Origin of the sequence: Bacillus sp. J33, from assembly GCF_000518885.1 — a bacterium.
In the GTDB taxonomy this organism is placed as follows: Bacteria; Bacillota; Bacilli; order Bacillales; family Cytobacillaceae; genus Cytobacillus.
On the sequence record NZ_JAEL01000003.1, the window covers coordinates 112,316 to 135,365 of the forward strand.

General features: G+C 39.4%; 22 protein-coding genes and 1 pseudogene. 20 read left to right on the forward strand and 3 right to left on the reverse strand.

Features of this window, described 5'->3' with window-relative positions:
- Positions 1-140 precede the first annotated feature (140 nt).
- A complete protein-coding gene (locus tag L634_RS0100655; RefSeq protein ID WP_026580768.1) occupies positions 141-1,736 on the forward strand; it encodes an ATP-binding protein in 1,596 nt (531 codons plus the stop codon).
- Positions 1,737-1,741: 5 nt separating this feature from the next.
- The gene (locus L634_RS0100660; RefSeq protein WP_026580769.1) at positions 1,742-2,413 is read left to right on the forward strand and encodes a response regulator; all 672 of its coding nucleotides are present in this window, start codon (positions 1,742-1,744) and stop codon (positions 2,411-2,413) included.
- A gap of 97 nt (positions 2,414-2,510) precedes the next feature.
- On the opposite strand, the gene L634_RS0100665 is transcribed toward L634_RS0100660, so the two are convergent.
- Both L634_RS0100665 and L634_RS34570 read right to left on the reverse strand, forming a co-directional pair.
- The gene (locus L634_RS0100665; RefSeq protein WP_026580770.1) at positions 2,511-3,047 is read right to left on the reverse strand and encodes a DUF3231 family protein; all 537 of its coding nucleotides are present in this window, start codon (positions 3,045-3,047) and stop codon (positions 2,511-2,513) included.
- 271 nt (positions 3,048-3,318) lie between these two features.
- Complete coding sequence (locus L634_RS34570; RefSeq protein ID WP_269521396.1) at positions 3,319-3,450, reverse strand: hypothetical protein; 132 nt, start codon at positions 3,448-3,450, stop codon at positions 3,319-3,321.
- Between the two features lie 300 nt (positions 3,451-3,750).
- Between L634_RS34570 and L634_RS0100675 the strand changes: the two genes are divergently transcribed.
- The 11 genes and pseudogenes from L634_RS0100675 (at position 3,751) to L634_RS0100730 (ending at position 13,329) form a co-directional block, all read left to right on the forward strand.
- On the forward strand, positions 3,751-4,173 hold the full coding sequence (locus tag L634_RS0100675) for a MerR family transcriptional regulator (protein WP_232233678.1): 423 nt from the start codon (positions 3,751-3,753) through the stop codon (positions 4,171-4,173).
- Positions 4,174-4,233: 60 nt separating this feature from the next.
- A pseudogene (locus L634_RS30315) lies at positions 4,234-4,518 on the forward strand (zinc metallopeptidase); the annotation flags it as partial.
- 50 nt (positions 4,519-4,568) lie between these two features.
- On the forward strand, positions 4,569-5,864 hold the full coding sequence (locus L634_RS0100685; protein ID WP_026580772.1) for a hemolysin family protein: 1,296 nt from the start codon (positions 4,569-4,571) through the stop codon (positions 5,862-5,864).
- Positions 5,865-6,211: 347 nt separating this feature from the next.
- Complete coding sequence (locus L634_RS0100690; RefSeq protein ID WP_026580773.1) at positions 6,212-7,216, forward strand: tripartite tricarboxylate transporter substrate binding protein; 1,005 nt, start codon at positions 6,212-6,214, stop codon at positions 7,214-7,216.
- 67 nt (positions 7,217-7,283) lie between these two features.
- Positions 7,284-7,742 (forward strand): tripartite tricarboxylate transporter TctB family protein, encoded by a 459-nt coding sequence (locus tag L634_RS0100695; protein ID WP_026580774.1) that lies wholly within the window; start codon positions 7,284-7,286, stop codon positions 7,740-7,742.
- 14 nt (positions 7,743-7,756) lie between these two features.
- Positions 7,757-9,274 (forward strand): tripartite tricarboxylate transporter permease, encoded by a 1,518-nt coding sequence (locus L634_RS0100700; protein ID WP_026580775.1) that lies wholly within the window; start codon positions 7,757-7,759, stop codon positions 9,272-9,274.
- Between the two features lie 111 nt (positions 9,275-9,385).
- The gene (locus L634_RS0100705; RefSeq protein ID WP_026580776.1) at positions 9,386-9,685 is read left to right on the forward strand and encodes a hypothetical protein; all 300 of its coding nucleotides are present in this window, start codon (positions 9,386-9,388) and stop codon (positions 9,683-9,685) included.
- 147 nt (positions 9,686-9,832) lie between these two features.
- Complete coding sequence (locus L634_RS0100710; RefSeq protein WP_026580777.1) at positions 9,833-10,036, forward strand: helix-turn-helix transcriptional regulator; 204 nt, start codon at positions 9,833-9,835, stop codon at positions 10,034-10,036.
- Between the two features lie 22 nt (positions 10,037-10,058).
- The gene (locus L634_RS0100715; RefSeq protein ID WP_051428128.1) at positions 10,059-10,442 is read left to right on the forward strand and encodes a hypothetical protein; all 384 of its coding nucleotides are present in this window, start codon (positions 10,059-10,061) and stop codon (positions 10,440-10,442) included.
- 851 nt (positions 10,443-11,293) lie between these two features.
- Entirely contained in the window at positions 11,294-11,962 is a 669-nt protein-coding gene (locus tag L634_RS0100725; protein WP_026580779.1) for a response regulator transcription factor, read from the forward strand.
- Positions 11,959-13,329: a sensor histidine kinase gene (locus tag L634_RS0100730; protein WP_026580780.1), complete on the forward strand. Its 1,371-nt coding sequence runs from the start codon at positions 11,959-11,961 to the stop codon at positions 13,327-13,329. The genes L634_RS0100725 and L634_RS0100730 overlap by 4 nt, the downstream gene beginning before the upstream one ends.
- A 304-nt stretch (positions 13,330-13,633) precedes the next feature.
- Here L634_RS0100730 and L634_RS0100735 read toward each other — a convergent pair whose 3' ends face one another.
- Positions 13,634-14,968 carry an N-acetylmuramoyl-L-alanine amidase gene (locus tag L634_RS0100735; RefSeq protein WP_026580781.1) on the reverse strand — a complete coding sequence of 445 codons (1,335 nt, stop codon included), beginning with the start codon at positions 14,966-14,968 and terminating at the stop codon, positions 13,634-13,636.
- Between the two features lie 416 nt (positions 14,969-15,384).
- Between L634_RS0100735 and L634_RS0100740 the strand changes: the two genes are divergently transcribed.
- The 7 genes from L634_RS0100740 to L634_RS0100775 all read left to right on the forward strand — a co-directional run bounded on the left by L634_RS0100740 (position 15,385) and on the right by L634_RS0100775 (position 23,044).
- On the forward strand, positions 15,385-16,377 hold the full coding sequence (locus L634_RS0100740; protein WP_026580782.1) for a S8 family peptidase: 993 nt from the start codon (positions 15,385-15,387) through the stop codon (positions 16,375-16,377).
- A 329-nt stretch (positions 16,378-16,706) separates the two neighbouring features.
- Positions 16,707-17,627, forward strand: a complete 921-nt coding sequence (locus L634_RS0100745) for an endonuclease I family protein (protein ID WP_026580783.1) — start codon at positions 16,707-16,709, stop codon at positions 17,625-17,627.
- 384 nt (positions 17,628-18,011) lie between these two features.
- Positions 18,012-18,629, forward strand: coding sequence for a TetR/AcrR family transcriptional regulator (locus L634_RS32110; protein ID WP_051428130.1), 618 nt, complete (start codon positions 18,012-18,014; stop codon positions 18,627-18,629).
- A complete protein-coding gene (locus tag L634_RS0100755) occupies positions 18,622-19,227 on the forward strand; it encodes a hypothetical protein (RefSeq protein ID WP_051428131.1) in 606 nt (201 codons plus the stop codon). Before L634_RS32110 ends, L634_RS0100755 begins: the two co-directional genes overlap by 8 nt.
- A gap of 482 nt (positions 19,228-19,709) precedes the next feature.
- Entirely contained in the window at positions 19,710-21,314 is a 1,605-nt protein-coding gene (locus tag L634_RS0100760) for a spore germination protein (RefSeq protein ID WP_026580785.1), read from the forward strand.
- Positions 21,315-21,455: 141 nt separating this feature from the next.
- Positions 21,456-21,689, forward strand: a complete 234-nt coding sequence (locus L634_RS0100765; RefSeq protein ID WP_026580786.1) for a hypothetical protein — start codon at positions 21,456-21,458, stop codon at positions 21,687-21,689.
- Positions 21,690-21,838: 149 nt separating this feature from the next.
- On the forward strand, positions 21,839-23,044 hold the full coding sequence (locus L634_RS0100775) for a Ger(x)C family spore germination protein (protein ID WP_026580787.1): 1,206 nt from the start codon (positions 21,839-21,841) through the stop codon (positions 23,042-23,044).
- The last annotated feature ends 6 nt before the right edge of the window (positions 23,045-23,050 follow it).

Sequence of the window (23,050 nt, forward strand, 5' to 3'; positions counted from 1 at the left end):
GGGTTTTAGTGGAATAAGAATTTATTTAAAAGAAAGAATGGCTCCATAGCGGATAAGAATGCAGACCATGATGACAAAGCAGAAAAATATTATTAGAATATTAATAGATTTATAAATTTTGCATTCAATTAGGGGTGACTATGAAAACCAAGAAACTTCCCATGTCTCTGCAAACAAAGATCATTGGTTCAAATATCTTAAATACGATTTTTATTATATTAATTTTTCTCGTGATTTCTTTAGTAATTGAATATAAGCATGTGGAAAAACAAATGGGCAATCAGGCTCTTCAGCTGGCCATTGCGGTCTCGGCGATGCCTACGGTTGTATCTTCTTTTGAGGAAGGTGAGCCGTCAAAGATTCTTCAGCCTTTGGTTAATAGAATTAGAAAAGAAACGGGAGCGGAATTCATCGTAATCGGAAATATAGAAGGAGTCCGCTATGCCCATCCGGATGAAAAGAAGCTCGGCCTTCCAATGGTTGGGGGAGATAATAGCCAGGCACTAAAAGGAGAGTTTTATATTTCCAAAGCAAAGGGATCTCTTGGAAAGTCCATCAGAGGGAAGGGGCCCATTAGGAATGAGGAAGGACAAATTATCGGTGTTGTATCCGTTGGGTATTTAATGGAAGACTTGCAGGAGATGGTATTTCAGCGGGGGAAAAAGATCGGCTTTATTTCGTTATTCGTTATACTGATTGGGATGACAGCAAGCTACCTGCTGGCAAGGAATATCCGCAGAACTACTTTGGGGATGGAGCCCTATGAGATGACTTCCCTCTACCAGGAAAGAAATGCGATTCTTTATTCTACAAAAGAAGGAATTATCTCTGTTGATAAACACGGAATTATTCGAATGATCAACCAATCAGCTAAAAATCTATTGGGTGTAAAAGATGATATATTGAATCAAAAAATTGAAACGATTCTCCCCAATACAGGTGTTTACAAAGTGCTTCAAACAGGAGAACCGGATCGGGACCATGAAGTTACCCTGAGAAACAAAGACGTTATCATCAATCGGACTCCGATTATTGAAAATAATCAAGTCATTGGCGTTGTCTCAACGTTCAGAGATAAAACAGAAATAAATAAAATGGTCGAGACACTAACAGAAGTGAGAAAGTATTCAGAGGACCTGCGGGCGCAAACCCATGAATTTTCCAATAAGCTTTATGTGTTATCCGGCCTGCTGCAATTAGGAAAATACGATGAAGCGATTAAGATGATTCAAGCTGAATCATCGGCAATTGAAAGCCAGAATAAAATTATCTTTGAGCAAATACATGACCCGAAAATTCAAGCCTTGCTGCTTGGGAAATTAGGCAAAGCCTCAGAAAAGAAGATCCGTTTTATGATTGATGAAAATAGCAGCATGGAAGCTCTCCCGGAATATTTTTCATATTCAGAAGTGATCTCGATTATCGGCAACCTGGTTGATAATGCTTTTGAAGCGGTGGAAGGCAGAAAAGATGGCGAGGTAACATTCTTCGCGATAGATGTTGGAGAGGATTTGGTCATCGAGGTCTATGATAATGGCCAGGGCATTCCAGAGCAGGAAGCTGAACGAATATTTGAGACAGGCTTTTCCACTAAGGGTGAACAAAATCGAGGCTTTGGTTTGGCTATTGTCAAACAAGCTGTTGAACACTTTAATGGAACGATAGAGGTACAATCCAATCCTGGTGATGGAACGGTCCTATCCATTTACTTGCCTAAAAAACAGCCAAAGGGGTGAACACTTTGATGAAAATCGCCATAGCAGAGGATGATTTCCGTGTTGCGTCTATTCATGAACAATTTTTAGAGAAAATAGATGGTGTGGAAGTTGCCGGAAAAGCATTAAATGCGTCTGAGGCGCTTGCCCTATTAGAAAAAGAAGAGATCGATGTTTTATTACTGGATAATTATCTGCCAGACAGAAGCGGGGTTTCGATCCTTCCGGAATTGAGAAGAAACTTTCCAAAGCTTGATGTCATTCTAATTACTGCTTCAACAGAGAGAAAAGTAGTAGAGCCCGCTATTCGGAATGGGGTACTTGATTATATTGTGAAACCAGTTGATTTTAATCGCTTCAAGTCTGCTTTGGAGAAAGTAATGAACCGGAGAGAGCTGCTTGCATCTGATGATGAATTTAATCAGTCTGTCATTGATCAAGTCCTTTCCGGACGCCCTGCCGGAGAAGTCCCTGCCGTATTGCCAAAGGGAATTGACCCCTTAACATTGACGAAAGTGAAAGAAACGATGGAAAACTTACAGCATGGGATTAACGCAGAAGAATTAAGTGAGCATTTGGGCGCTTCCAGAACAACAGCCAGAAGGTATCTTGAATATTTAATATCGGCAGGGAAAGCAAAAGCAGAACTGGAATACGGAATTGTCGGCAGGCCTGAGCGGAAATACTACTTGATTTAACAGCACCTTCCTTTGCTGTAAGGTGCTTTTTTAATGCTCTTAAAAAGGATTGAGTTTCTGCTTTTGTGCCCTGAGTCCCTGTTGCGAAAAAAAAGAATCATGATTTAGCATTATTTATGTACGGAGGAGCTTCCTGAATCCAATTTCGTTCTAACATAAGCTGTTTAAATGGTATTGAAACAGACAAATGCTTGAGCAAAAACTTAGAGAGCATAAATTGAATATCTGCACGTATTGATTCTGTCATTACTCTCATTCCTTGCGTCATGGCAACTAGCAAATTGTAAGATAATAAATCAGCGATTTCCTGGTCTGTAAACTTTGCCCCTTCTGGAATAGCCTGATAATCACCTATTGGCTTAGGTGCACTAGGTTTGGGCAATGGCACACCTTCATTCAATAGAAACTCATTTAGCTCATTTACAATTTCTTTATGAACACGGAATACATTCATTACTATTTTTTTCAATTCCATATCTTGAATCGTGTTTACCCAAATTTCCTCAAGCCGTAATGTATTTTGACCCATTCCTGCATATAACCATATGTTACTTGCTTCTAATGTATTTAACGGTTTTTTTTCGCCATCCAGAAAAGGTTTAAAGGTATCGTATAATATTTCAAAATAATTCATATTAAGGCCCCCTCAACAAGACATTATTTTTAGTTAATTTAACCTAATAGAATGGTTTTATTCTGTATTTAATTTTGGAGGCTATTCTGATTACTTTAAAATAGCCCATACCCGTTAAACTATTTTCAGATCCGGAATAAACCTTTCCTTATTTCCCGAACACTATAATTATGCTCATAATTCCTTCAACTAGACCTATACACCCATCAGTTAAACCTTATATTTTGCCTAAAAGAGAAGGAGCGGGACAGGTTAACTGCCCCAGCTCTGTTTACTTTCGATGTTCTCTTTGGGCTTTTAATGCTATTTTCTCAAGTCCATTTTCTCTGTCATCCGCAAATTCTACATCTTTTGGAAGTGCCTTGTTCCTTTGGTCAGACTGATTCTTCTTGTTTTTCGCCATGATTTCACCACCCTTGCCGTTTGTTAGGCCATATCTCCATAGATGCCCTTTCTCTGCTTTTGGCACCCGCGGTTTTAGTTTGCTTTCTTTTGTTCAAGCTATGCCAGTTGGTTTTCTGATTCAACTAACCCTGTCCTCTATTAAAAGAAAAGCTGTATTATTAGTACTGGTAAATTAGCATGTTGGCTTTCGGTCAAGAAGCTCGCTTCATCGGGAGTATATTGCACAGCTGTTTGTAGAAACCCCATTAAGTTTATTTATTGAACAAAGTATTAGTAAACGGTATAATTAAAGTATCACGTGATAGTTAGGAGGGGAGATAATGGGGCTGAGAAGTTAAGAATTGGGGAGTTAGCTGAAAAAGCGCAGGTTACTAAAAGGACGATTGACTATTATACGAACCTCGGGTTACTTAAAGCGGAACGTTCCTCTTCAAATTATCGCTATTATGACATCTCCTCAATAGATCGAATTGCTTTCATTGAACAATGTAAAAAAGAGGGCATGTCACTTGAAGAAATTAAAAAGAAGGTTATCGGCCGGTTTTCTGAAGAGGTGGATGTTCTTGAACTCCGCTTGAAAATTCAAGGATTGGAGAAAGACGTTACAAAGGCTCTTAATCAGCTAAAAGAAAATGACCCAGATAAATATGAGGAATTCAAAAAAAATATTTCACCTGAGAGCTTATCGTTAATACAGTCTTTACTTTTATTATTTAGTTAACACTGGAGGAAAGATATATGTTGTTTCACCCTATGGATTTTCTGATCTTTTTAGCATTGGGGATTTCTATTGGGGCACAATTCAGTGATCGGGGTTGGTATCGTCCTTTTCTCAGCAGCGGTTGTTTTTCAATTAATAACCCTGCCGGTTGAATTTGATGCAAGTAAGCGTGCCAGAAATTTAATGCTGGCTGAGGGGATCCTTTATAACGATGAGGAGCAGGGTGTTAGAAAAGTACTGAATGCTGCAGCACTAACATATGTTGCCGCAGCGCTTATCTCCTTATTTGAACTAATTAAGTTTGTTATGATTTTCATTCAGGGAAATCAGGCAGAAGAAGGCTAAATGATTAAAACTTTAGGAGGTGTATGTCTTACTCGCAGTAAGACTGCCCATTGACAACCGTTAATTTATTATTAATTGCTTTATTAATTGCTTTAACTGCATTCTTTGTAGCAACAGAATTTGCCATTGTAAAAGTGCGAATGTCAAGAATTGACCAGCTCATAACAGAAGGTAAAAAAGGAGCTGTTCAGGCAAAAAGAGTCGCTTCACATTTGGATGAATATCTTTCAGCCTGCCAGCTGGGAATTACGATCACTGCGTTAGGTTTGGGATGGCTTGGGGAGCCGACGGTAGAAAAGCTGCTGCACCCCTTGTTCGAGTATTTAAATCTAAATGAATCACTTACCCATCTACTATCGTTTGGTATCGCTTTTGCTTTAGTAACCTTCCTTCACGTAGTAGTTGGGGAACTTGCTCCAAAAACAATTGCCATTCAAAAAGCAGAAGCTGTTACGTTAGCGTTTGCTGTCCCGATTATCGGGTTCTATAAAATTATGTATCCTTTTATTTGGTTTTTAAATGGATCAGCCCGTGTTCTTGTTGGGCTCTTTGGTTTAAAGCCAGCTTCCGAACATGAAGTGGCACATTCTGAGGAAGAGCTGCGCATCCTTCTCTCCGAAAGCTATAAAAGCGGGGAAATCAATAAAAATGAATTAAAGTATATGAATAACATTTTTGAATTCGATGAAAGAATCGCTAAAGAAATCATGGTGCCGAGAACGGAAATGGTTTCCATTTCGATTGAGGATACTTTAGACGATATCATGAATATTATCCAAACCGAAAATTACACAAGATACCCTGTAGTAGATGGAGATAAAGATAATATTCGCGGCTTTATTAATGTAAAAGAGTTCCTAACAGCTAGCTTAACAAGCAGAACTAGCTTGGAAAAATTAAATCTGGAATCGTTTATTAACCCTGTGATCCAAGTAATTGAAACGGTTCCAATCCATGATCTTCTTGTAAAAATGCAAAAAGAGCGAACCCATATTGCGATTCTGATGGATGAATACGGCGGAACATCAGGATTAGTCACAGTTGAAGATATACTCGAAGAAATAGTCGGAGAAATCCGGGACGAATTTGATGAAGACGAAATACCTGAAATCAGAAAGTTAAACGACAATCATTATATTCTGGATTCCAAGCTGCTTATTGAGGATGTCAATAATCTGTTGGGAACGGATTTTGAACACGAAGACGTCGATACAATTGGCGGATGGTTCCTGACTCAAAATATGGATGCAGAGATAGGAACTGAAATAAAGATTGAAGGCTATACGTTTAAAGTGCATGAAAAAGACGGACATCAATTGCATTATTTAGAAGTAATAAAAGGATAAACTTTCAGGAGCCATGGGTCGAATGATCCCTGGCTCTTTTTTTACCACTGTGAAAGTATTGCTGTAAGCTGTATAAAAGCTCTTTCCTCATCTATTCTAGTTCTTCAACTTTTTCTGCGAAAATTAGCTTAAGTTCAAATGGCTGTAAGATTCAAATCTCTATAGCATTCTCTCGCTTTCTTATTAATGCCCCCTTTGTTTTTAAACAGAATCCCCGTGAACAAAATGAACAAAATAGCCAAAAAGATTTTTATGCAGGATATTTTGAAAACGATTACATTTTTATTTTTCTGACTTATTATAGCGTTTAAGGATGGAAAAATGAATGAAACAGAGGGGGATAAAGGATGAAAAAATTATTGGGTACAGCAGCTGCTTTAATCATGCTTGTGACTGCTGGCTGTTCGAGTCAATCAGGCGGAAATACGAGTGCAAACGGGGAATGGGCACCTTCACAGCCAATTGAAATTACGGCACCTGCAGGACCTGGCGGCGGCTGGGATACAACTGCAAGGATGGTTTCACAAGTATTTGAACAGGAAAAAATCATTGATAAGCGCTTGCCGGTCGTCAATAAGGCTGGCGGTGGAGGAGCGATTGGATGGGCTTATGTCGCCGGGAAAGACGGAAGCCCGCACCATATGTTTGTTGGATCACCTCCATTAGTGCTGGTGCCTTTAAATGGACAATCTGAATATGGCTATGATGACTTTACACCCATTGCGAATGTTATAGCTGATTACGGTGCATTCGTTGTGAAGGCGGATGCAAAATGGGACAATCTGAACGAATTATTTGAAGATATGAAAAAGGATCCGGCCAGTGTGAGTGTTATCGGAACTTCCTCTCCAGGAAGCATGGACCATATGCAATTTGTCAAAATTGCCAAAGCAGCCGGAGTGGATGTTACAAAGATTAAATATATCTCAGATCCTGATGCAGGCGGATTGACGGCTGTTCTGAATGGAAGTGTTGATGTCTATACAACAGGGGTAGCTGAAACGATTGAACAAGTACGGGCAGGCAAAATTAAAGTTCTTGGCATTACATCTGAAGAGAGATTGGAAGGCGAGGTTTTATCTGAATTCCCGACTGCCAAAGAACAGGGAATTGACGAAACATTCATTAACTGGAGAGGCTTCTTCGGACCTCCAAACATGGATCCTGCCGCTGTAAAATACTATGAGGAAAAATTCAAAGAGCTGAATGACTCGCCAGCATGGGATGAAATCCGCAAAAAATATGGCTGGGGAGAGCTGTATATGGACAGTGAAGAGTACAGTGAATTCTTAAAGAATGAAGCGAAAGAAATGGAAGCCCTTCTGGAAGAATTAGGACTGGCTCGAAATTAAGTTTAAAAGAAAGATAGGACACCTATTAGCTGTTCTATCTTTCATTCTATAAAAAGAGGTGAATGGAATGCTTACAAGAATTAATCAAAAAATGGCACTCATCCTCGCAGCTATTGCAGGAGTTTACTTGATTTTAAGCTTCAGCCTGCCGAAATATCCGAATGCCATCATCGATGCTGACGTTGTCCCTAAGGGGCTCGGGTTCCTATTATTATTTTTCGCCATCCTGTTATTTTTTGATAAGAAGGAAGAAACGGAAGCGGAAAAGCAAAAGAGAAGCATAAGCAAAAACAATGTATTGGTGCTGCTGGCTGTACTGGCATTTATTTTAATTTATATATCATTGCTTGAATTTCTTGGATTTTTAATTATGACAACGCTATTTATTTTCTGCTGTTCATTATTTCTGGGGTATAAAAAGCATCTTGCCAATGGAATTGTGTCTGTTGTTTTTTCGATGGCGATTTATGGGCTGTTCAATTATTTGCTTCGCATTAATCTTCCAGCGGGCATTATTCCATTATAAGAGGAGGGAAGAGCATGGATGCATTTCAAGGGTTAATGTCAGGGTTTCAGGTTGCATTTAGTTTGCAGGGAATCCTGTTTGTATTTATTGGTGTATTTGTAGGGACCTTCATCGGGATGATGCCAGGCCTCGGGCCAATCAGTGCGATTGCCATCATGATTCCGATTACCTACAGCATGGATCCGACCGTTGCTTTAGTAATGATGGCGGGAGTGTATTACGGGGCGATATTTGGAGGATCGAGTTCTTCGATTCTCTTAAATGCACCAGGTGTCGCCGGAACGGTTGCAACTGCTTTTGACGGCTATCCAATGGCCCAGCAGGGAAAAGCCGGCAAAGCGCTTGCGATTGCGGCGATTGCTTCTTTTACAGGCGGTACTGTGAGTGTTATTCTGCTTATGCTGTTCACGCCGCTGCTGTCAGCTGTGGCAGTTTCATTTGGCCCGGCCGAGTATTTTGCACTTATGTTTATGGGGCTGACAGCGATCGCCAGTTTGTCAGATGGATCCACGATTAAAGCGTTTATTTCTGCAACATTGGGATTTATCGTCGTTACAATCGGAATTGACAGCCAAACAGGTACAAGCCGTTTTACATTTGGCAATCCCAATTTGCTTGAAGGAATAGACTTTCTAGTTATCGCCCTTGGACTATTTGCTTTGGCTGAGGTTTGCACACTGGTAATGAATAGAAAAGACAATTCCATGAGCGATAATAAAGAATTAGGAAGCTTGAAAATCTCCAAGCAGGATATGAAGGAAATGAGCGGGCCGATGACAAGGCAATCATTTTTAGGCTTTATTATTGGTGTTCTGCCTGGAGCAGGGGCAACCATCGCTTCATTTATTGCTTATATTATGGAGAAGAAGCTGGCAAAGCGCCCAGAAGAATTCGGAAAAGGATCTGTCAAGGGGCTGGCAGCACCTGAGACTGCCAATAATGCGGCTACCGGCGGAGCGTTTGTGCCGCTCTTAAGTTTAGGGATCCCGGGATCAGGCACAACAGCCGTTTTATTGGGAGCGTTTTTAGTATTAGGCGTACAGCCAGGGCCATTATTAATTCAAGATCGGCCGGAAGTATTCTGGGGAATCATTGCGAGTATGTATGTCGGCAACATCTTTTTATTAATTCTTAACCTGCCTTTGATTCCTTACATTGCAAAAGTGCTGAGAATTCCAAGGCCGCTATTAATCTCACTCGTTATAATTTTCAGTTTGATAGGGGTATATGCGATCAGCTTTAATACATTCGATTTGTACCTTCTGGTTGCATTCGGGATTATCGGATTCCTGATGAGAATGTTTTCGTTTCCGGCAGCTCCATTTATTCTGGCCTTTATTCTAGGGGGAATGATGGAACAAGCCTTAAGGCAGACATTAACGATTTCAAACGGCAGCCTATCCATCTTCCTGGATAAGCCGATCGCCTTAACGCTTATTATCATCAGCTTGCTGACAATTTTGGTTCCGCTGTTTACAAAAAAGAAGAAATACGCAGCAGCAAGTCCGGAACAGAATAAAAATATTAGCTAATTCAGAAAACACCATCTCCTTGTACAGTTTTTTCCGGAAACTCGTTTACCCAAAAGCATAGCGGGAATGGACGTAATGGAACCATAATACTGGAAAAGGAGATGACAATACATGAAATATAAAAAGTTAATGCTATCTGTCCCATTAAGTGCAGGATTATTGCTGGCAGGCTGCGGAGCCGATGAACAGGAGCCGCCGCCGGAAACAGAAGATGTGGAATTGGAACAGAATGAAATGGAAGAAAACAATACGGAGAATGAGCCGCAAGATCCGGGTACAACAGATGATGCTGAAATGCAGGACCCTGGCACAGATGAAGAAGCTCCAGCCGATGAAGGCAGCATGGATGGCACCGGTGAAGGTACCGAATCCGATATGGAAATGAATGAAGAAACAACTGATGAAAACTAGGCTGCTGCCCTAAAAGCTATCATACAATTGAATAAATAATAAAAGCGTCTGTCTGCTGGCAGACGTTCTTTATTGAGAGAAATGTAAAGTTCCCTTTACGTAAAGCTGCCTTTACTTTAGGCTAGTAGATAGAATGAGGTGAAAGAGTTGAAAAACAATTTAGTCGAGTTTAGAAAGAAGCATGGCTTGTCCCAAGATCGGCTCGCCGATAAGCTCGGGGTTTCCAGACAAACCATTATATCAATCGAGAAGGGAAAGTATGATCCATCCCTTCCACTCGCATTTGAATTGGCCAGAACGTTTAACACTGCAATAGAAGAAATATTCATCTATGAAGGGAAGGAAGACTAGGCTTACGAATAGAGGGGGAGCAATGTTGAGAGATCAATTACAAATTGCATATTTTATGTTTGGATTATTCTTTTTGGCGTTGAGCGGCTTTATCATTTTTGCAGGCATCATGGCAGATTCCGCCCCGCCATCAGGCTCTTACATCATGGTTGGGATGACGGTCATGTGCTTTTGTTTAAGTTATCTTTACCCTCAATTCAAACAAAAGGATGAACGGATGAAACTAATCAGGCAAAAAGGAATGTTCGCTTCGTTCTGTGCCATGATGATGTATTTAATAGCCTTTAACATTGGGCTGCAGCTGGAGTTTTTTATATTAACATCAATCGAAGTTATCCATATTTTATCCACATTGCTGATTTGCACGGTGTTTTTATCGTTTGTTGTTTATTCGAGGATTTACTGATAAAGAGACCCTGTAAAAATTCAGTATTCTAGTTTTTTCGTCTCGCTTTTGGTAAGTTGACGATAAATGAGGTAAGTTGATGATATAACTCGAAAGTTGACGATATATAAGCGAAGTTGATGATATATCTCGGAAGTTGATGATATATAAGCTAAAAGTTAAGGATATATCTCAAAAAAGCTGATAATCATTTAGCCAGCAGCTAAAACTTTGGAAAGTCTTTTCTGGTTTAAAAAGTTATATATCTTTTTCCAAGTCTATTGGTTCATTTGGATTTTTTTATGGTTCTTTTAGTATAGATTGTTGCTTTCTCCAAACGCTACCATTTTTATTACTGTTATTATGTATGTTCCTGTGCACATAATCCGCATTCTTATGGGAAGGCCACTGACCTAAAAATGTAGCCAAAACCATAAAAACTCCACCAATTGCAAAACCAATCATATAGTGCCCGATGAAAAATAATACGAAAGAGCTTAGTACCATTATAATTAGTAACCCAGTTTTTATTTTTTTTTCTTTCAATTGATTTCCAAAAATATGAAATTAATATCAATAATATAAAAGGACTTTATTTAAAAGAAGCAATCTAAAAAAACAGCCTTTTTTAAAATAATAGCTGGATTGAAGTCTTTTTTTATTGAAAAAAAACCTATCTCTAATAGAATCGTAGTATAGGAGGAATTATCTGTAAAAGTTGAGAATAACCTAATGGCGGAAAAAATGAAATTCATATTGGCAATTACGAAACGGCCCAGTCTTTTGGGCTGAGTTGATGGCGTATTTCAACAGGTGATCATTGAGTATAATCCGAAAACAATTTGGTAAACGAAAAGTAAAGGGTGGAGAAAATGGTCCGCATTTTATACATAGAAGACGAAAGTGATATTGGCAGCTGGGTAAAGAATGATCTGGAGGAGAGAGGCTATGAAGTATATTGGCTGAAGTCTGGGGAAGATGCAGAAAAATATGTGCCGGAGGCAGATATTGCAATATTGGATGTCATGCTGCCGGGGCTGGATGGTTTTTCGATTGGTAAGCGCATGAAAAAGGAGAAGAGTGATCTTCCGGTTTTGATGCTTTCAGCTCGGACGGCTGTGGAGGATAAGCTGGAGGGCCTTAGCTTTGCAGATGATTATTTAACAAAGCCTTTTCAGCCGGATGAGCTGGCTGCGAGGATTGAGGTTCTGCTAAGGCGGTTCCAAAAGAACGATCAGGTGCTGGAGCTGCACCACTTGAGCGTACATACCAAAGATTTGAGGATCATTAATCGGGATAATGGCAGCGAAATTCAGTTGACAGGAAAGCAGTATCAGCTGTTTCAGTATTTTATTCGCCATTTAAATCAGATATTAACAAAAGAGCAGCTCTATGAAGGTGTTTGGGGTGAGCAGTATTTGGAGGGGGATAAAACCTTAATGGTCCATATCCGCTATCTTCGTGAAAAGATAGAAAAGAATCCATCCCGGCCAAAGGTTATAGAAACGATTCGCGGCATTGGCTACAGGGTGAAAAGATGAAAAAGTTTTTTCAATCGCTGCAGGCGAAGTATATGGCGATTATCCTGACCGCTTTATTTCTTTTTCAAGCGGCTTATTTAATAGTTGCTTTTCTTGCAATGGGATTTGAGGAAGGCTTTCATGGAAATAAGGCTTCTGAGGAACAAAACGATCCGGGAAGAATTGAGGAGCGGTGGCATGCTGAAGCGGAGAGGCTTGAAAGTGGCTCAAGGAAAAGCATTAGCGAGCTTTTTTCTAAATGGAAAAAACAGTACCCTGATGCATCGATGTTTTGGATTGATGAAAATGGCCGCTTGCTGGAAGAATTGGATGTAAAAGAAGAGCTTCCGGCTGAATGGACAGCTGTGTATACAGCCAAGTTCATTAAAGAGCGTTATGGAGGAGAGCCGTTTACAGTGATCAGTTTCATTGGCGGTGATGAAAGAAACGGTTTTATTGTTCTTGAAATTCCCAGGAATTTGTTTAATCCGCCTTTAGTAAAAATATCAGAGAAATATGGATTATTTTTAGGATTGGGTTTGCTGCTGATTCTCTCCCTATTTATTATCGTTTCATTTTTATTCTTCCGGGGTATCCGCAAAAGGCTATTGCATTTACAAGAGGCGATGCAAAGACGGGATCTGGACAATCTCCCAATCGGGATTGATGTACAAAAAAATGATGAAATCGGCCGGCTGGAACAGACATTTAATGAAATGGTCGATGAACTGAAGGAAAGCAAGCGTCGAGAAGAGGAAGAAGAGCAGCTGCGGAGGGAATTGATCGCCAACCTGTCTCATGATCTGCGGACCCCTTTGACAAAGATTAATGCACAAACGTATTCGATTGCAAAAGAAAATCTGTCACTGGAAGGAAGGCAGGCTGTCATAGCATTGGAGACTTCGATTGTAAATATTGATAGGTTAATTGAAAACCTGATGTCTTACACGCTGTTAATGGCGAGCAAGCATAAGCTTGATCTGCAGGAGATGGACGCTGTCCGCTTTGTCCGCGAAAGTTTGGCTTCCTGGTATCCGGTTTTTGAAAAAGAAGGGTTTAAAATCATGATTGATATAGAGCCCTTTGAGCAGAAATGGCAAGCCGATCCGATATGGCTGGGGCGCATTATGGACAATCTTCTGCAAAATGTGCTTCGCCATGCCAAGGAAGGCCAGTATCTTGGGGTGAGAACCGAATCGACGGATGAATATGACGCAATCGTCTTTATCGACCATGGGAAAGGCATGAATAACAGCTCTGAGGAAAAAGGGGCTGGAATCGGCTTATCCATCGTCGATATGATGGTGAAGGGCATGAAGCTGGATTGGGAGATAGAGTCTGGTATAGAAGGGACAAAGGTTAAAATTGTACGGTTAAAGGGGTGCTGATTCATTGCTTTCATTTTCATCATTTACCTGTTCGATTTTGCGAAATTTAGAAAGCAGAATGACGATTATTGGTTTGCTGGAGGAGATGAATAAGTAAAACATGAAGTAGTATTACGCAAGCTGATAACTATTTATAGAAATCTTAAAAAAGAAAGCCTTTCCGCAGCGGATTGGCTTTTTTGCGTAAATGGATACTGGGATATTCATTCCTCTCTTAAAATTTTTGTACAAGATATCTATGCACATTTTAATAGCGGGAATGATAAAAATTCAAATAACAAAAAGGGCAAAAAGCCAGAGAAGATTAGCCTTTTACCTCTTTTAAAACGTTATCCAGGCTTTCCTTGGCACTATTAATCATTCTTTCATACATACCAAGTATGGCCTGGCCATAATTCGTGCCTGGCACAGCCCATTTTCCGTTTAAACCAACCCATGTTGGAGCAGAGCCCCTTTCTACAAGATCAAAACGCGGATCTACAAGTGGATATCCGTCAGGCAATGGTTTAGCAGATGCATAGGCATATAAATGCTGCAAATGGGCAAGCACACCTTCCCTTGGTGTTTTAAAGCTTGCGCCCGGGTTATCCGGACCTGTTGCGCCTAACCCGCAAAAATTGTTCTGCTCAGGCTTCACAACACCCGTGAATCGGAGATAGTCTGTTTCATGCATGGCCTGTGCAAAGGCAATGTCACCCCTGATTCCATAATATTCTCCAAACGTTAAATAATACATCCCTAACTCCAGCGCTTCTGGATTGACGTTTTTTACAAATAGATTCATATGTTCCGGGGAGAGAAAAGTCTGGCCCGAAATGGAGTATCCTTCCTGACTTGCTGTACCTTCAGAAATAATATAGGCATCACTAATTCCTGCCCTTTTAACATCCTGCAGGCGTTTTTCTGCATTATCCCGGCTCGAAAATGCTCCTGCTTGTACCCTGTACCAGATGGAACCTGAGATAGATACGGTATCTACAAACGATTCAATCCCTTTGGACCGAAGGAAAGTAACACGCTCATCCGCATTAGCTCTTGATTTGAACGACCCGGCAATGACTTTATATACTGTGCCAGGCTCCTCCTGCTGTTTGCGCCTAAGATTAAATGCTTTTGCTATTCCATTTGCATGACCTTGTGCGACATTTTGGCGCCATGATGATTGTTTCATCAGTGCTGCATCCTGTGCATTATCAATAAAGCCATTTTCTGATAAAAGGGCAGGCATCGCGGTTTCACGAAGAACATGGAAATTGGCCTTCTTTTTGCCCCGGTCTGGCAGCTGATTTAATTTGATTACCTCTGCATGGATGATATCCCGATATCTTGCGGTTGCTGAAGAGTCGGATAAGCTTGAATGGATATAATCTTCGTATCCTCTCGCGGATCCATTGAAAGCATTACAGTGAATCGACAAATAAAAATCGGCTCCCCAAGCATTCGCTTCATTTGTCCGCTGGCTTAAGCTCTTGGCCGTATCCGCTGTTCGGCTCATCCTTACTTCAACATTTTCATATTGAGAAGTTAAGATTGAACGTATTTTAAGAGCAATATCTAAAGTAATATTCTTTTCCATCAATCCATTGCCCTGGGCACCTGGGTCTGAGCCGCCATGACCAGGATCTAAATAAAGCTTCATCAATACTCACCTTTCTTCTATTAAATTTATCTTCTTTACATGTATATGGAATAAATTCAATTTTGTATAGGACAGGTTCAATACTTTCTGCATATTTTAGGATATTTATCATTATCCTTTTCAAAAGAATCTGTCATATATACAGGTTATACCCTAAAAATAACATTTTACTTATTGCCAGGGCCTTCCATCTTATGATAAGATAAGAACAAACGTTCGGTTTTGGAGGTGGCATGATATCAATAAATAGTGAAATAGAAAGAGACAGCCCAACGCAGTTTATATCTTCTCTATCATCCAATTAAAATAAAACTTAATTTATTACAAAAATATTTTAATATATTGAAACTTGTACACTTTCGTTTATCAGCTACATATATATATCTTGAAAATACTTCCGAAGGAGGATAAAAAAGATGACGCAAAAAAAGGTTAAATTGATACCTTATACCGTTCAGTCGATTGCAGAAAGCACAAATGAAACACCAGAGGGGATTCAATTGGTACAGGCCCCTGCCATATGGGAGAAAAGCAATCAAGGTGAAGGCATTGTCATTGCGGTCATTGATACCGGTGCTGACACCGATCACCCGGATCTTAAGGATCGAATAATTGGCGGAAGGAATTTTACAACAGATCATAATGGCGACATTTCCAATTTTGAAGACAATAACGGTCATGGCACACATGTATCAGGGACCATTGCAGCAAGCCTTAATAATAACGGTGTTGTAGGGGTTGCTCCGAAATCTCAAATTTTATGTTTAAAGGCATTAACAGGAGAAGGTTCTGGTAATTATGAATGGATTATAAATGCCATAAAATATGCTGTTGAATGGCGCGGTCCTAAAAATGAACGGGTTCGAGTAATTAGCATGTCACTAGGCGGTCCGCATGATGTACCTGAATTGCATAATGCAATTCAAAATGCAGTTAATCAGGATGTATCCGTTGTAGTTGCTGCTGGAAATGAGGGGGACGGCCAAGAGGATACATTTGAGTATGCCTATCCTGGTGCTTATAACGAAGTCATTTCTGTCGGTGCTGTGAGTATGGACTTAAAGCTTGCTCCATTTACGAATACAAATAATGAAGTAGATCTTGTAGCGCCAGGTGTAAATGTCCTATCAACGTATCCGGATAATAAATTTGCAAAACTGTCCGGAACCTCCATGGCCGCTCCGCATACAGCAGGAGCTTTAGCCTTAATTATCAATTTAAGTGAAAAAGAGTTTGGCCGACCCCTAATGGAAGCAGAGGTCTATGCCCAGCTTATCAGGCGCACCCTGCCGCTTAATTACCGGAAAAGCGCTGAAGGGAACGGCTTTCTCTTACTGAACTTAGTTGAACAATTAAATGATAGGATCAATGCTCCCAGTATGGATGGGGATAATAAACAGCCAAAATAACTAGATTGCAAGAGAGCGGAAGTGGACTATTCCTGCATATCGGATAATAACTGTTGCCTCAAGCAACGGACAGGCAATTGTTCTCAGTCCATTATCTTATATAAAGGCTGTGTTAAAGCTGATTGTAGATTCTAAGCACCCTGTTGAATGGCGCGGAAGGTGCTAATCCTGCGAAAATGCTAACGCATTTTCTTATGACGAGGTGTTCATTTGAGTAAGCTTATTCAATGTCATGCGGGAGACTCCCGGACAGCCCGCTGACAGCTTGAGCTCCTGGAGCAGAAGTTTTACAGAGCATATATAAAAAAGAAAGGAGATAGGAAAGCATCATGGAGGATATGCAAGGGAAAGCAACAAATGAACGTGAAGATTTAAAAGCTACATTACTGGCGCTAAAGGATTACAAAAAGAAGATTGAAAAAAATGCAAAAGATTATTATGACGAAGAAGAGGATTCTCGGATCGTCAATGACTATTATCAGAACATTGATTTTAATGAAGAGGACAAAACAGAATTATATAAACAGCTAAATCAATTAATTACGAATACACATGAAAATCAGCTCCCTTATAACGCCAAAACCCGTGATTATCTCTATTCCACCGTTGACCTCCATATGGACGGGACCCTCAAGAGCATCTATTCAGGAAAACAAAAGGATCCTGAACAAGTCATAAAAGAAGATCACGACACCGATCAAAAGAGAAAAGAAGGGTATGACAAGCTGTTAAAAAGGAATCCCAAAAACAAGGATGATTGGATGAAAGCTGCGGCAGCCATTGAAAGTGAAAATATGTATAATTGTGAACATGTCGTCCCTCAATCCTGGTTTGATAAGGAAAATCCAATGAGAGGCGACTTGCATCATCTATTTACATGTGAAAAAGATTGTAATTCTACTAGATCCAATTATCCTTATTTTGATTTCGCTGACTATTCTCCCAAAATGGAGACAGAAGCGATTAAAACACATTGCGGGAAATACGAAGAGGGAAAGTTTGAGCCCGAAAGCGGAAAAGGTGCAGCTGCCAGGGCGACATTGTATTTTTTGTTGAGATATCCGGGAGAAATTACCCGCTACAGCGGTAAAGACATTCAAATGCTGCTAAATTGGCATCGACATTATAAGGTATCCATTTATGAAAAACATCGAAACAAAGAGATCTTCCTTATTCAAAAAAATAGAAATCCTCTCGTCGATTTTCCGCAACACGCTGACAAAATCGATTTTATGTCCGGCTTATCTTAGAAGGGGAGCATCGCTGTCATCTTCCTTCTTCTCATTTATTGGATTTAACTTTTCCTCTTTCCAACTTTCTTATGGGGAATAGCCGGTTGTTTTATTTCACTTTCGACTGCCAACTGAATCCAGCCATCTTATGAGAAATTGGTTCAAATATTTATAATAAAGGTTAATTTAAAGTCCTGTACGATATACAGGATTTTTTTTGTTCCGCAATCGAACCAGCTTGTGGAGTGAATGAATCCTAATTCCTTAATAGCAGAGCGGCTATACACACTATTGACAGTTTAAGTAAAAAGAGTTATTCTGTGTAGACCACACAGTCTAGACTTTGTGGTCTATAAAAATGAACCAGTAGGTATATAAAAAAATCAGGAGGTATATAAAAAATTGAAGGAAAAATCATTTGAAAGAAAGGCTCAATTATTTGAAGCAGCATTAGATGAATTTATAACAAAAAATTTTGAAGACGCATCTTTAAATCACATTTTAAAAAATGCAGGTATTAGTAAGGGTACTTTTTATTATCATTTTCAGGATAAACAAGCACTTTATTTATTTGTCTTGGAGTCTTCTGCTAAAACCAAATGGGAATATGTGAGTAACAGGACTAAAGAATATATAGAAGACTATGTGGAAAAGGACATTTTTGAAAAGTTTAAGTTACAGGCAAGAATTGGTGTAGAATTTGCTGCAGCTTTCCCAAAGTATTACCAATTAAGCAAGATGTTCATGAGAGAAAAGGGCAACAAAATATACGAAGCGGCAAAAGATATGTTAGGAAATAGTACAGAAAAATTGCTTGAAGAAATGATAAAGGAAGCAATAAAAAATAAAAACTTCAAAGAGGAATTTTCTGAGGATTTTCTTGTAAGAACGATAAGTTACCTGTTTGTTCATTTTGATGAAATTTTTTATAGGGAAGAAGATTTTGAACTTCAAAAAATGTTAAAGAACCTTGATTATTACGTTGATTTTATGCGCGGAGGATTAGGAAGAAATGAATGACATGAAAAGAAAAATCAAACAATATGATAAAACTGTTGCTGTGATTTTTGGAGTGCTTACTATTTTATTCCTTATTTTAGCATTCACTAATAAAAGTTTTTTTGAGTGGGCATATGAACGGCATCAAAATCAATTAAGCTGGTATATAAGACCATTGTTTCTTATTCCTTTTTGCTATTTTGCATACAAAAAGAGTGTGGCTGGTATTTTAGGAACAATTTTTTTGCTGCTAACTAGCATGTTCTGGTTTCCAAAGCCTGATATTATTAGCGAACAAGTAAAGCAATTCTTAGATATGGAAAAAGACTATTTAAATGGTGATTGGGGATTTGCCAAAATATTGATGACATCTCTTATACCCATTTCATTCATTGCTTTAGGAGTGGCTTTCTGGAAGCGTAGTTTATGGTTTGGTTTATCTGTAGTGGTTTTTATGGCTGTAGGAAAAATGATTTGGAGTGTTGCATTTGGCGGAGAAGCAGGGAAATCAATCTTTGTCCCTGCAATCATTGGGTTAGTAATTTGTATCAGCTTAATTTATATAGGGTTTAGGAAACTTGAAGAAAAGAAAAGAGAGAGTAAAGTCGCTCAATCTTAATTAAAGTGATATAAAGTGAGTTCACTCCATTTATAGAAGAAGCTGCTGTAAAAGCAACTCATTGGATATCTAACCTAGAGTCTTTAATACTATCTTCAACAATCAGGCACTTTTCTGAAATTGGAAAGTGTTTTCTTTATGTAAAGGGCCAGATTGGTAATTACCGAAGATGTGGAATTATCCCTGAAAAAAGGAGGCTTAATCATGTTCTGCACTGGCATCTAAATATCGGATTAAATCCAAATGTCATTTTCTTCATGCTTCAAGCCCCTTTTTAAGTAACAAAACCGTTTCCATTAGGGAGATGCTGGACCACCTATCAAATATTCCTTAAGTAAATAAGTCCCTGTCTTCGTTGTCTTCGTATGACTAATTCATCAATAATTGGATGGTCTGGAGAAATTTCCTATATTAGTTAAGTTGAGTAATAAGAACTACTAATGGAGGGAATTATAGCCTTAAGAAGTGACAAGGAGGGAAATATGGGATTCTTTAATAAATCGTTAATAAATCGTCGGAAACAATCCTTGTCTTCACTAAAAAGTCAAAATCAAGAACATACTCAGAAAAACGACTTACATTCAAGCCTTAGCGAAAATATTAGAAAAGTTAAGGAAACTCTTGGTGACAGCGATGATATTATCATCAGGGAATTTCGCATAGGTAAGGAAAGAAAGCTAAAGGCAGGAATTTTTTATACCGATGGCTTAATTGATACAGCCTCAATTCAAAATTTCGTTTTGGAATCTCTCATGTTCAATATACAGGATATAGATATAGACAAAAATGTTGCTTCAAAGGATCACCTTTTGCAGCTGTTGAAGGATTCTGTTTTGGCAGTCGGAGATTTAAAAGAGTTAACAGACTATAACCATTTATTTAATTTAATGTTAGCAGGCAATGTCATTCTTTTACTGGACGGTTATACACAAGGTTTTGCAATTGGTATGAAGGGCGGAAAGGAACGCGGCGTTCCGGAAGCAACAAGTGAAAATACAGTACGTGGTCCAAAAGAAGCTTATTCAGAAAGCTTACGGACGAATACAGCATTGCTGCGACGGAAAATAAATGATCAAAATCTTTGGTTTGAAACGAAGAAGCTCGGGACTGTTACAAAAACTAACGTTTCAATGGCATATATTAAAGGCATCGTCAATGACAAAGTGGTTGAGGAAGTTCGGAAGCGTCTCGATCAAATTAATATTGATGGAATTTTAGAGACCGGTTATGTTGAAGAGTTAATTCAGGATAAAACCTTTACACCATTCCCAACTATTTTCCATACAGAACGTCCTGATGTAACTGCCGCAAATTTATTGGAAGGGCGTGTCGCTATTTTTGTTGACGGGAGCCCGCATGCTCTTATAGTCCCTTCACTATTTGTTCAATTTTTTCAAACTGCTGATGATTATTATCAACGGGCTGATATTGTCACTCTTCTCCGCATACTTCGTTTTATTGGATTTTTTATAGCGCTGCTTGGTCCATCATTTTACATTGCCGTCACGACCTTTCATCAGGAAATGCTGCCGACTCCGCTTCTTATTAACCTGGCTGCTCAACGAGAAGGAGTTCCTTTTCCTGCCTTCATCGAAGCGCTCATGATGGAAGTCACCTTTGAAATTTTGCGCGAAGCCGGTGTTCGAATGCCAAGAGCCATTGGTCAAGCTGTTTCGATTGTAGGGACATTGGTAATTGGAACTGCCGCAGTGGATGCTGGTATTGTCTCCGCAGCAATGGTTATTGTTGTGGCAATTACAGCGATTTCAAGCTTTCTTGTTAGTTCTGACAGCCTGTCTATTTCGGTAAGAATGCTGCGTTTTGTTTTTATGGGATTGGCCGCCTCATTTGGATTATTCGGGATCATTGTCAGCTTGATTGCTCTTAGTAATCATCTTTGCAGTTTGCGTTCGTTTGGAATTCCTTATATGTCTCCGCTTGCTCCATTTATTGTTGAAGATCAAAAAGATGTCATTTTCCGCTTTCCTCGCTGGGGATTATTTTCGCGTCCGCGCTTGATCAGTCAGAAAAATATAAAACGAGAAGATACTCCTTTACCAAAGCCAGATCCTCGCAATCAAAAGTAGGTTTTGGAGGAAAGGTAAATGAACAGTTAAAGCTATGGCTGAATAATAATGAGAGGACGTTCTTGAAACTGTAAGGAGAACTAAATATTCTTTAGTGCGGTAAATGCAGTAGAACTCGAAAAATTAAAGGAGCAGTTCAATATGTGGGTCATTATAGGAATACTTCTCGGAGCGATTATGATCATTGTTTTGGAGGTACCGCCGCTTTTGGAGAAAAGGCAGATGAAAGAATTAGGGGTTTTTTCACTGTTGCTGCTTTGCGGGAGCGGGTTAAGTATTGCGAAAGGTTTGGATATGAAAATTCCCAATCCTTTCGATTGGATTGCAGCAATGTTTAAACCGTTAAGTGATCTATTGATGGCTTTAATGAGGTAAAGAGGATGGAGAGGGGCCTGGGAAGCAGGAATAGCAGGGTGAGGTTTAACCTTAGAAGCTGGGGCAAGAAAGGAAAACTTAAAGCGATAAACAAAATTTCAAAAGGCGGATAATAGTATTGCCATTATAGCAAGAAGGGAGGATTCAATGTGAAAAGAAAAAGTAGTTTATTTATTATGATTTTCCTGTTGCTTAATCTCTTATCAGGTTGTTGGAACCGGAAGGAATTGAATGATCTTGCGATCACGGTCGGTATGGCGATAGATAAAGAAGATGATCAATTTATTATTACAACCCAGGTCGTCAATCCTGGGGAAGTTGCTGCCAAACAAGGAGGCGGTCAGAAAACACCAGTGACTACATATCAAGAAAAAGGAGACACTGTCTTTGAAGCGATAAGAAGAATGACAACGGTTACGGCTAGAAAACTTTATTTTCCGCATATTCGAATTCTGGTATTAAGTGAAGAGTTAGCTGAAAAAGGATTAAGTGAAGTGTTGGATTTTTTATCAAGGGATCATGAATTGCGATCAGACTTTTACGTTGTGATTGCGAAAGATACGAATGCGGAGAACGTATTAAAAGTGTTGACGGGATTAGAAAATATTCCTGCCAGCAAGCTATTTAAATCACTTGAAACGTCTGAGAAAGCATGGGCCCCTTCAATGGCAGTGACCATGGACGAACTGATAGGGGATATCGTGGCTGAGGGAAAAGAGGCACAATTAACCGGGCTCCAGATATCGGGGGATATCCAAAAAGCAGAAAAGAGCGAACATGTTCAAGAAATTGCCCCAGATGTTACATTGAAATATAGCGGTTTAGCAGTGTTTAAAGAGGATAAATTAATCGGCTGGCTGAACGAAGATGAAAGTAAAACGGTTAATTATATTCTAGGCAATGTAAAAAGTACGATTGGCGAAGTGTCTTGCCCTGACGAAAAAGGGAAGGTAGGAATTGAGGTCATTAGTACGAAAACGGATCTGAAAGCGAATGTTGAAAATGGATCACCAAAAGGAACTGTTGAAATTCAGCTAGAAGGAAATGTTGGAGATGTTCAATGCCGGAAGCTGGATTTATCGAAAACGAAAACGATAGATGATTTGGAAAAGGAAGCGGAAAGAACACTTAAAGAAATAATTGAATCGAGTATAGCAAAAACACAGGAAGAATTTAACGTTGATGTTTTTGGCTTTGGCGAGGCGATTCATCGTTCGAATCCTGACTATTGGAAAAAGGCAAAGAAGGAATGGGATGAGAAATTCACTAACATGCCAATAGAAGTAAAAATAGATATAAAGCTTCGACGGACAGGCACAATTGGAAATTCGCCGCTGGAAAATATAAAAGAGTAGGATAGT

Bases quoted from the DNA above. Each gene is read 5' to 3' on its own strand.
- L634_RS0100655 (WP_026580768.1), top strand. From the start codon at position 141: ATGAAAACCAAGAAACTTCCCATGTCTCTGCAAACAAAGATCATTGGT.
- L634_RS0100665 (WP_026580770.1), bottom strand. From the start codon at position 3,047: ATGAATTATTTTGAAATATTATACGATACCTTTAAACCTTTTCTGGAT.
- L634_RS34570 (WP_269521396.1), bottom strand. From the start codon at position 3,450: ATGGCGAAAAACAAGAAGAATCAGTCTGACCAAAGGAACAAGGCACTT.
- L634_RS0100690 (WP_026580773.1), top strand. From the start codon at position 6,212: ATGAAAAAATTATTGGGTACAGCAGCTGCTTTAATCATGCTTGTGACT.
- L634_RS0100695 (WP_026580774.1), top strand. From the start codon at position 7,284: ATGCTTACAAGAATTAATCAAAAAATGGCACTCATCCTCGCAGCTATT.
- L634_RS0100700 (WP_026580775.1), top strand. From the start codon at position 7,757: ATGGATGCATTTCAAGGGTTAATGTCAGGGTTTCAGGTTGCATTTAGT.
- L634_RS0100705 (WP_026580776.1), top strand. From the start codon at position 9,386: ATGAAATATAAAAAGTTAATGCTATCTGTCCCATTAAGTGCAGGATTA.
- L634_RS0100715 (WP_051428128.1), top strand. From the start codon at position 10,059: ATGTTGAGAGATCAATTACAAATTGCATATTTTATGTTTGGATTATTC.
- L634_RS0100725 (WP_026580779.1), top strand. From the start codon at position 11,294: ATGGTCCGCATTTTATACATAGAAGACGAAAGTGATATTGGCAGCTGG.
- L634_RS0100730 (WP_026580780.1), top strand. From the start codon at position 11,959: ATGAAAAAGTTTTTTCAATCGCTGCAGGCGAAGTATATGGCGATTATC.
- L634_RS0100735 (WP_026580781.1), bottom strand. From the start codon at position 14,968: ATGAAGCTTTATTTAGATCCTGGTCATGGCGGCTCAGACCCAGGTGCC.
- L634_RS0100740 (WP_026580782.1), top strand. From the start codon at position 15,385: ATGACGCAAAAAAAGGTTAAATTGATACCTTATACCGTTCAGTCGATT.
- L634_RS0100745 (WP_026580783.1), top strand. From the start codon at position 16,707: ATGGAGGATATGCAAGGGAAAGCAACAAATGAACGTGAAGATTTAAAA.
- L634_RS0100755 (WP_051428131.1), top strand. From the start codon at position 18,622: ATGAATGACATGAAAAGAAAAATCAAACAATATGATAAAACTGTTGCT.
- L634_RS0100760 (WP_026580785.1), top strand. From the start codon at position 19,710: ATGGGATTCTTTAATAAATCGTTAATAAATCGTCGGAAACAATCCTTG.
- L634_RS0100765 (WP_026580786.1), top strand. From the start codon at position 21,456: ATGTGGGTCATTATAGGAATACTTCTCGGAGCGATTATGATCATTGTT.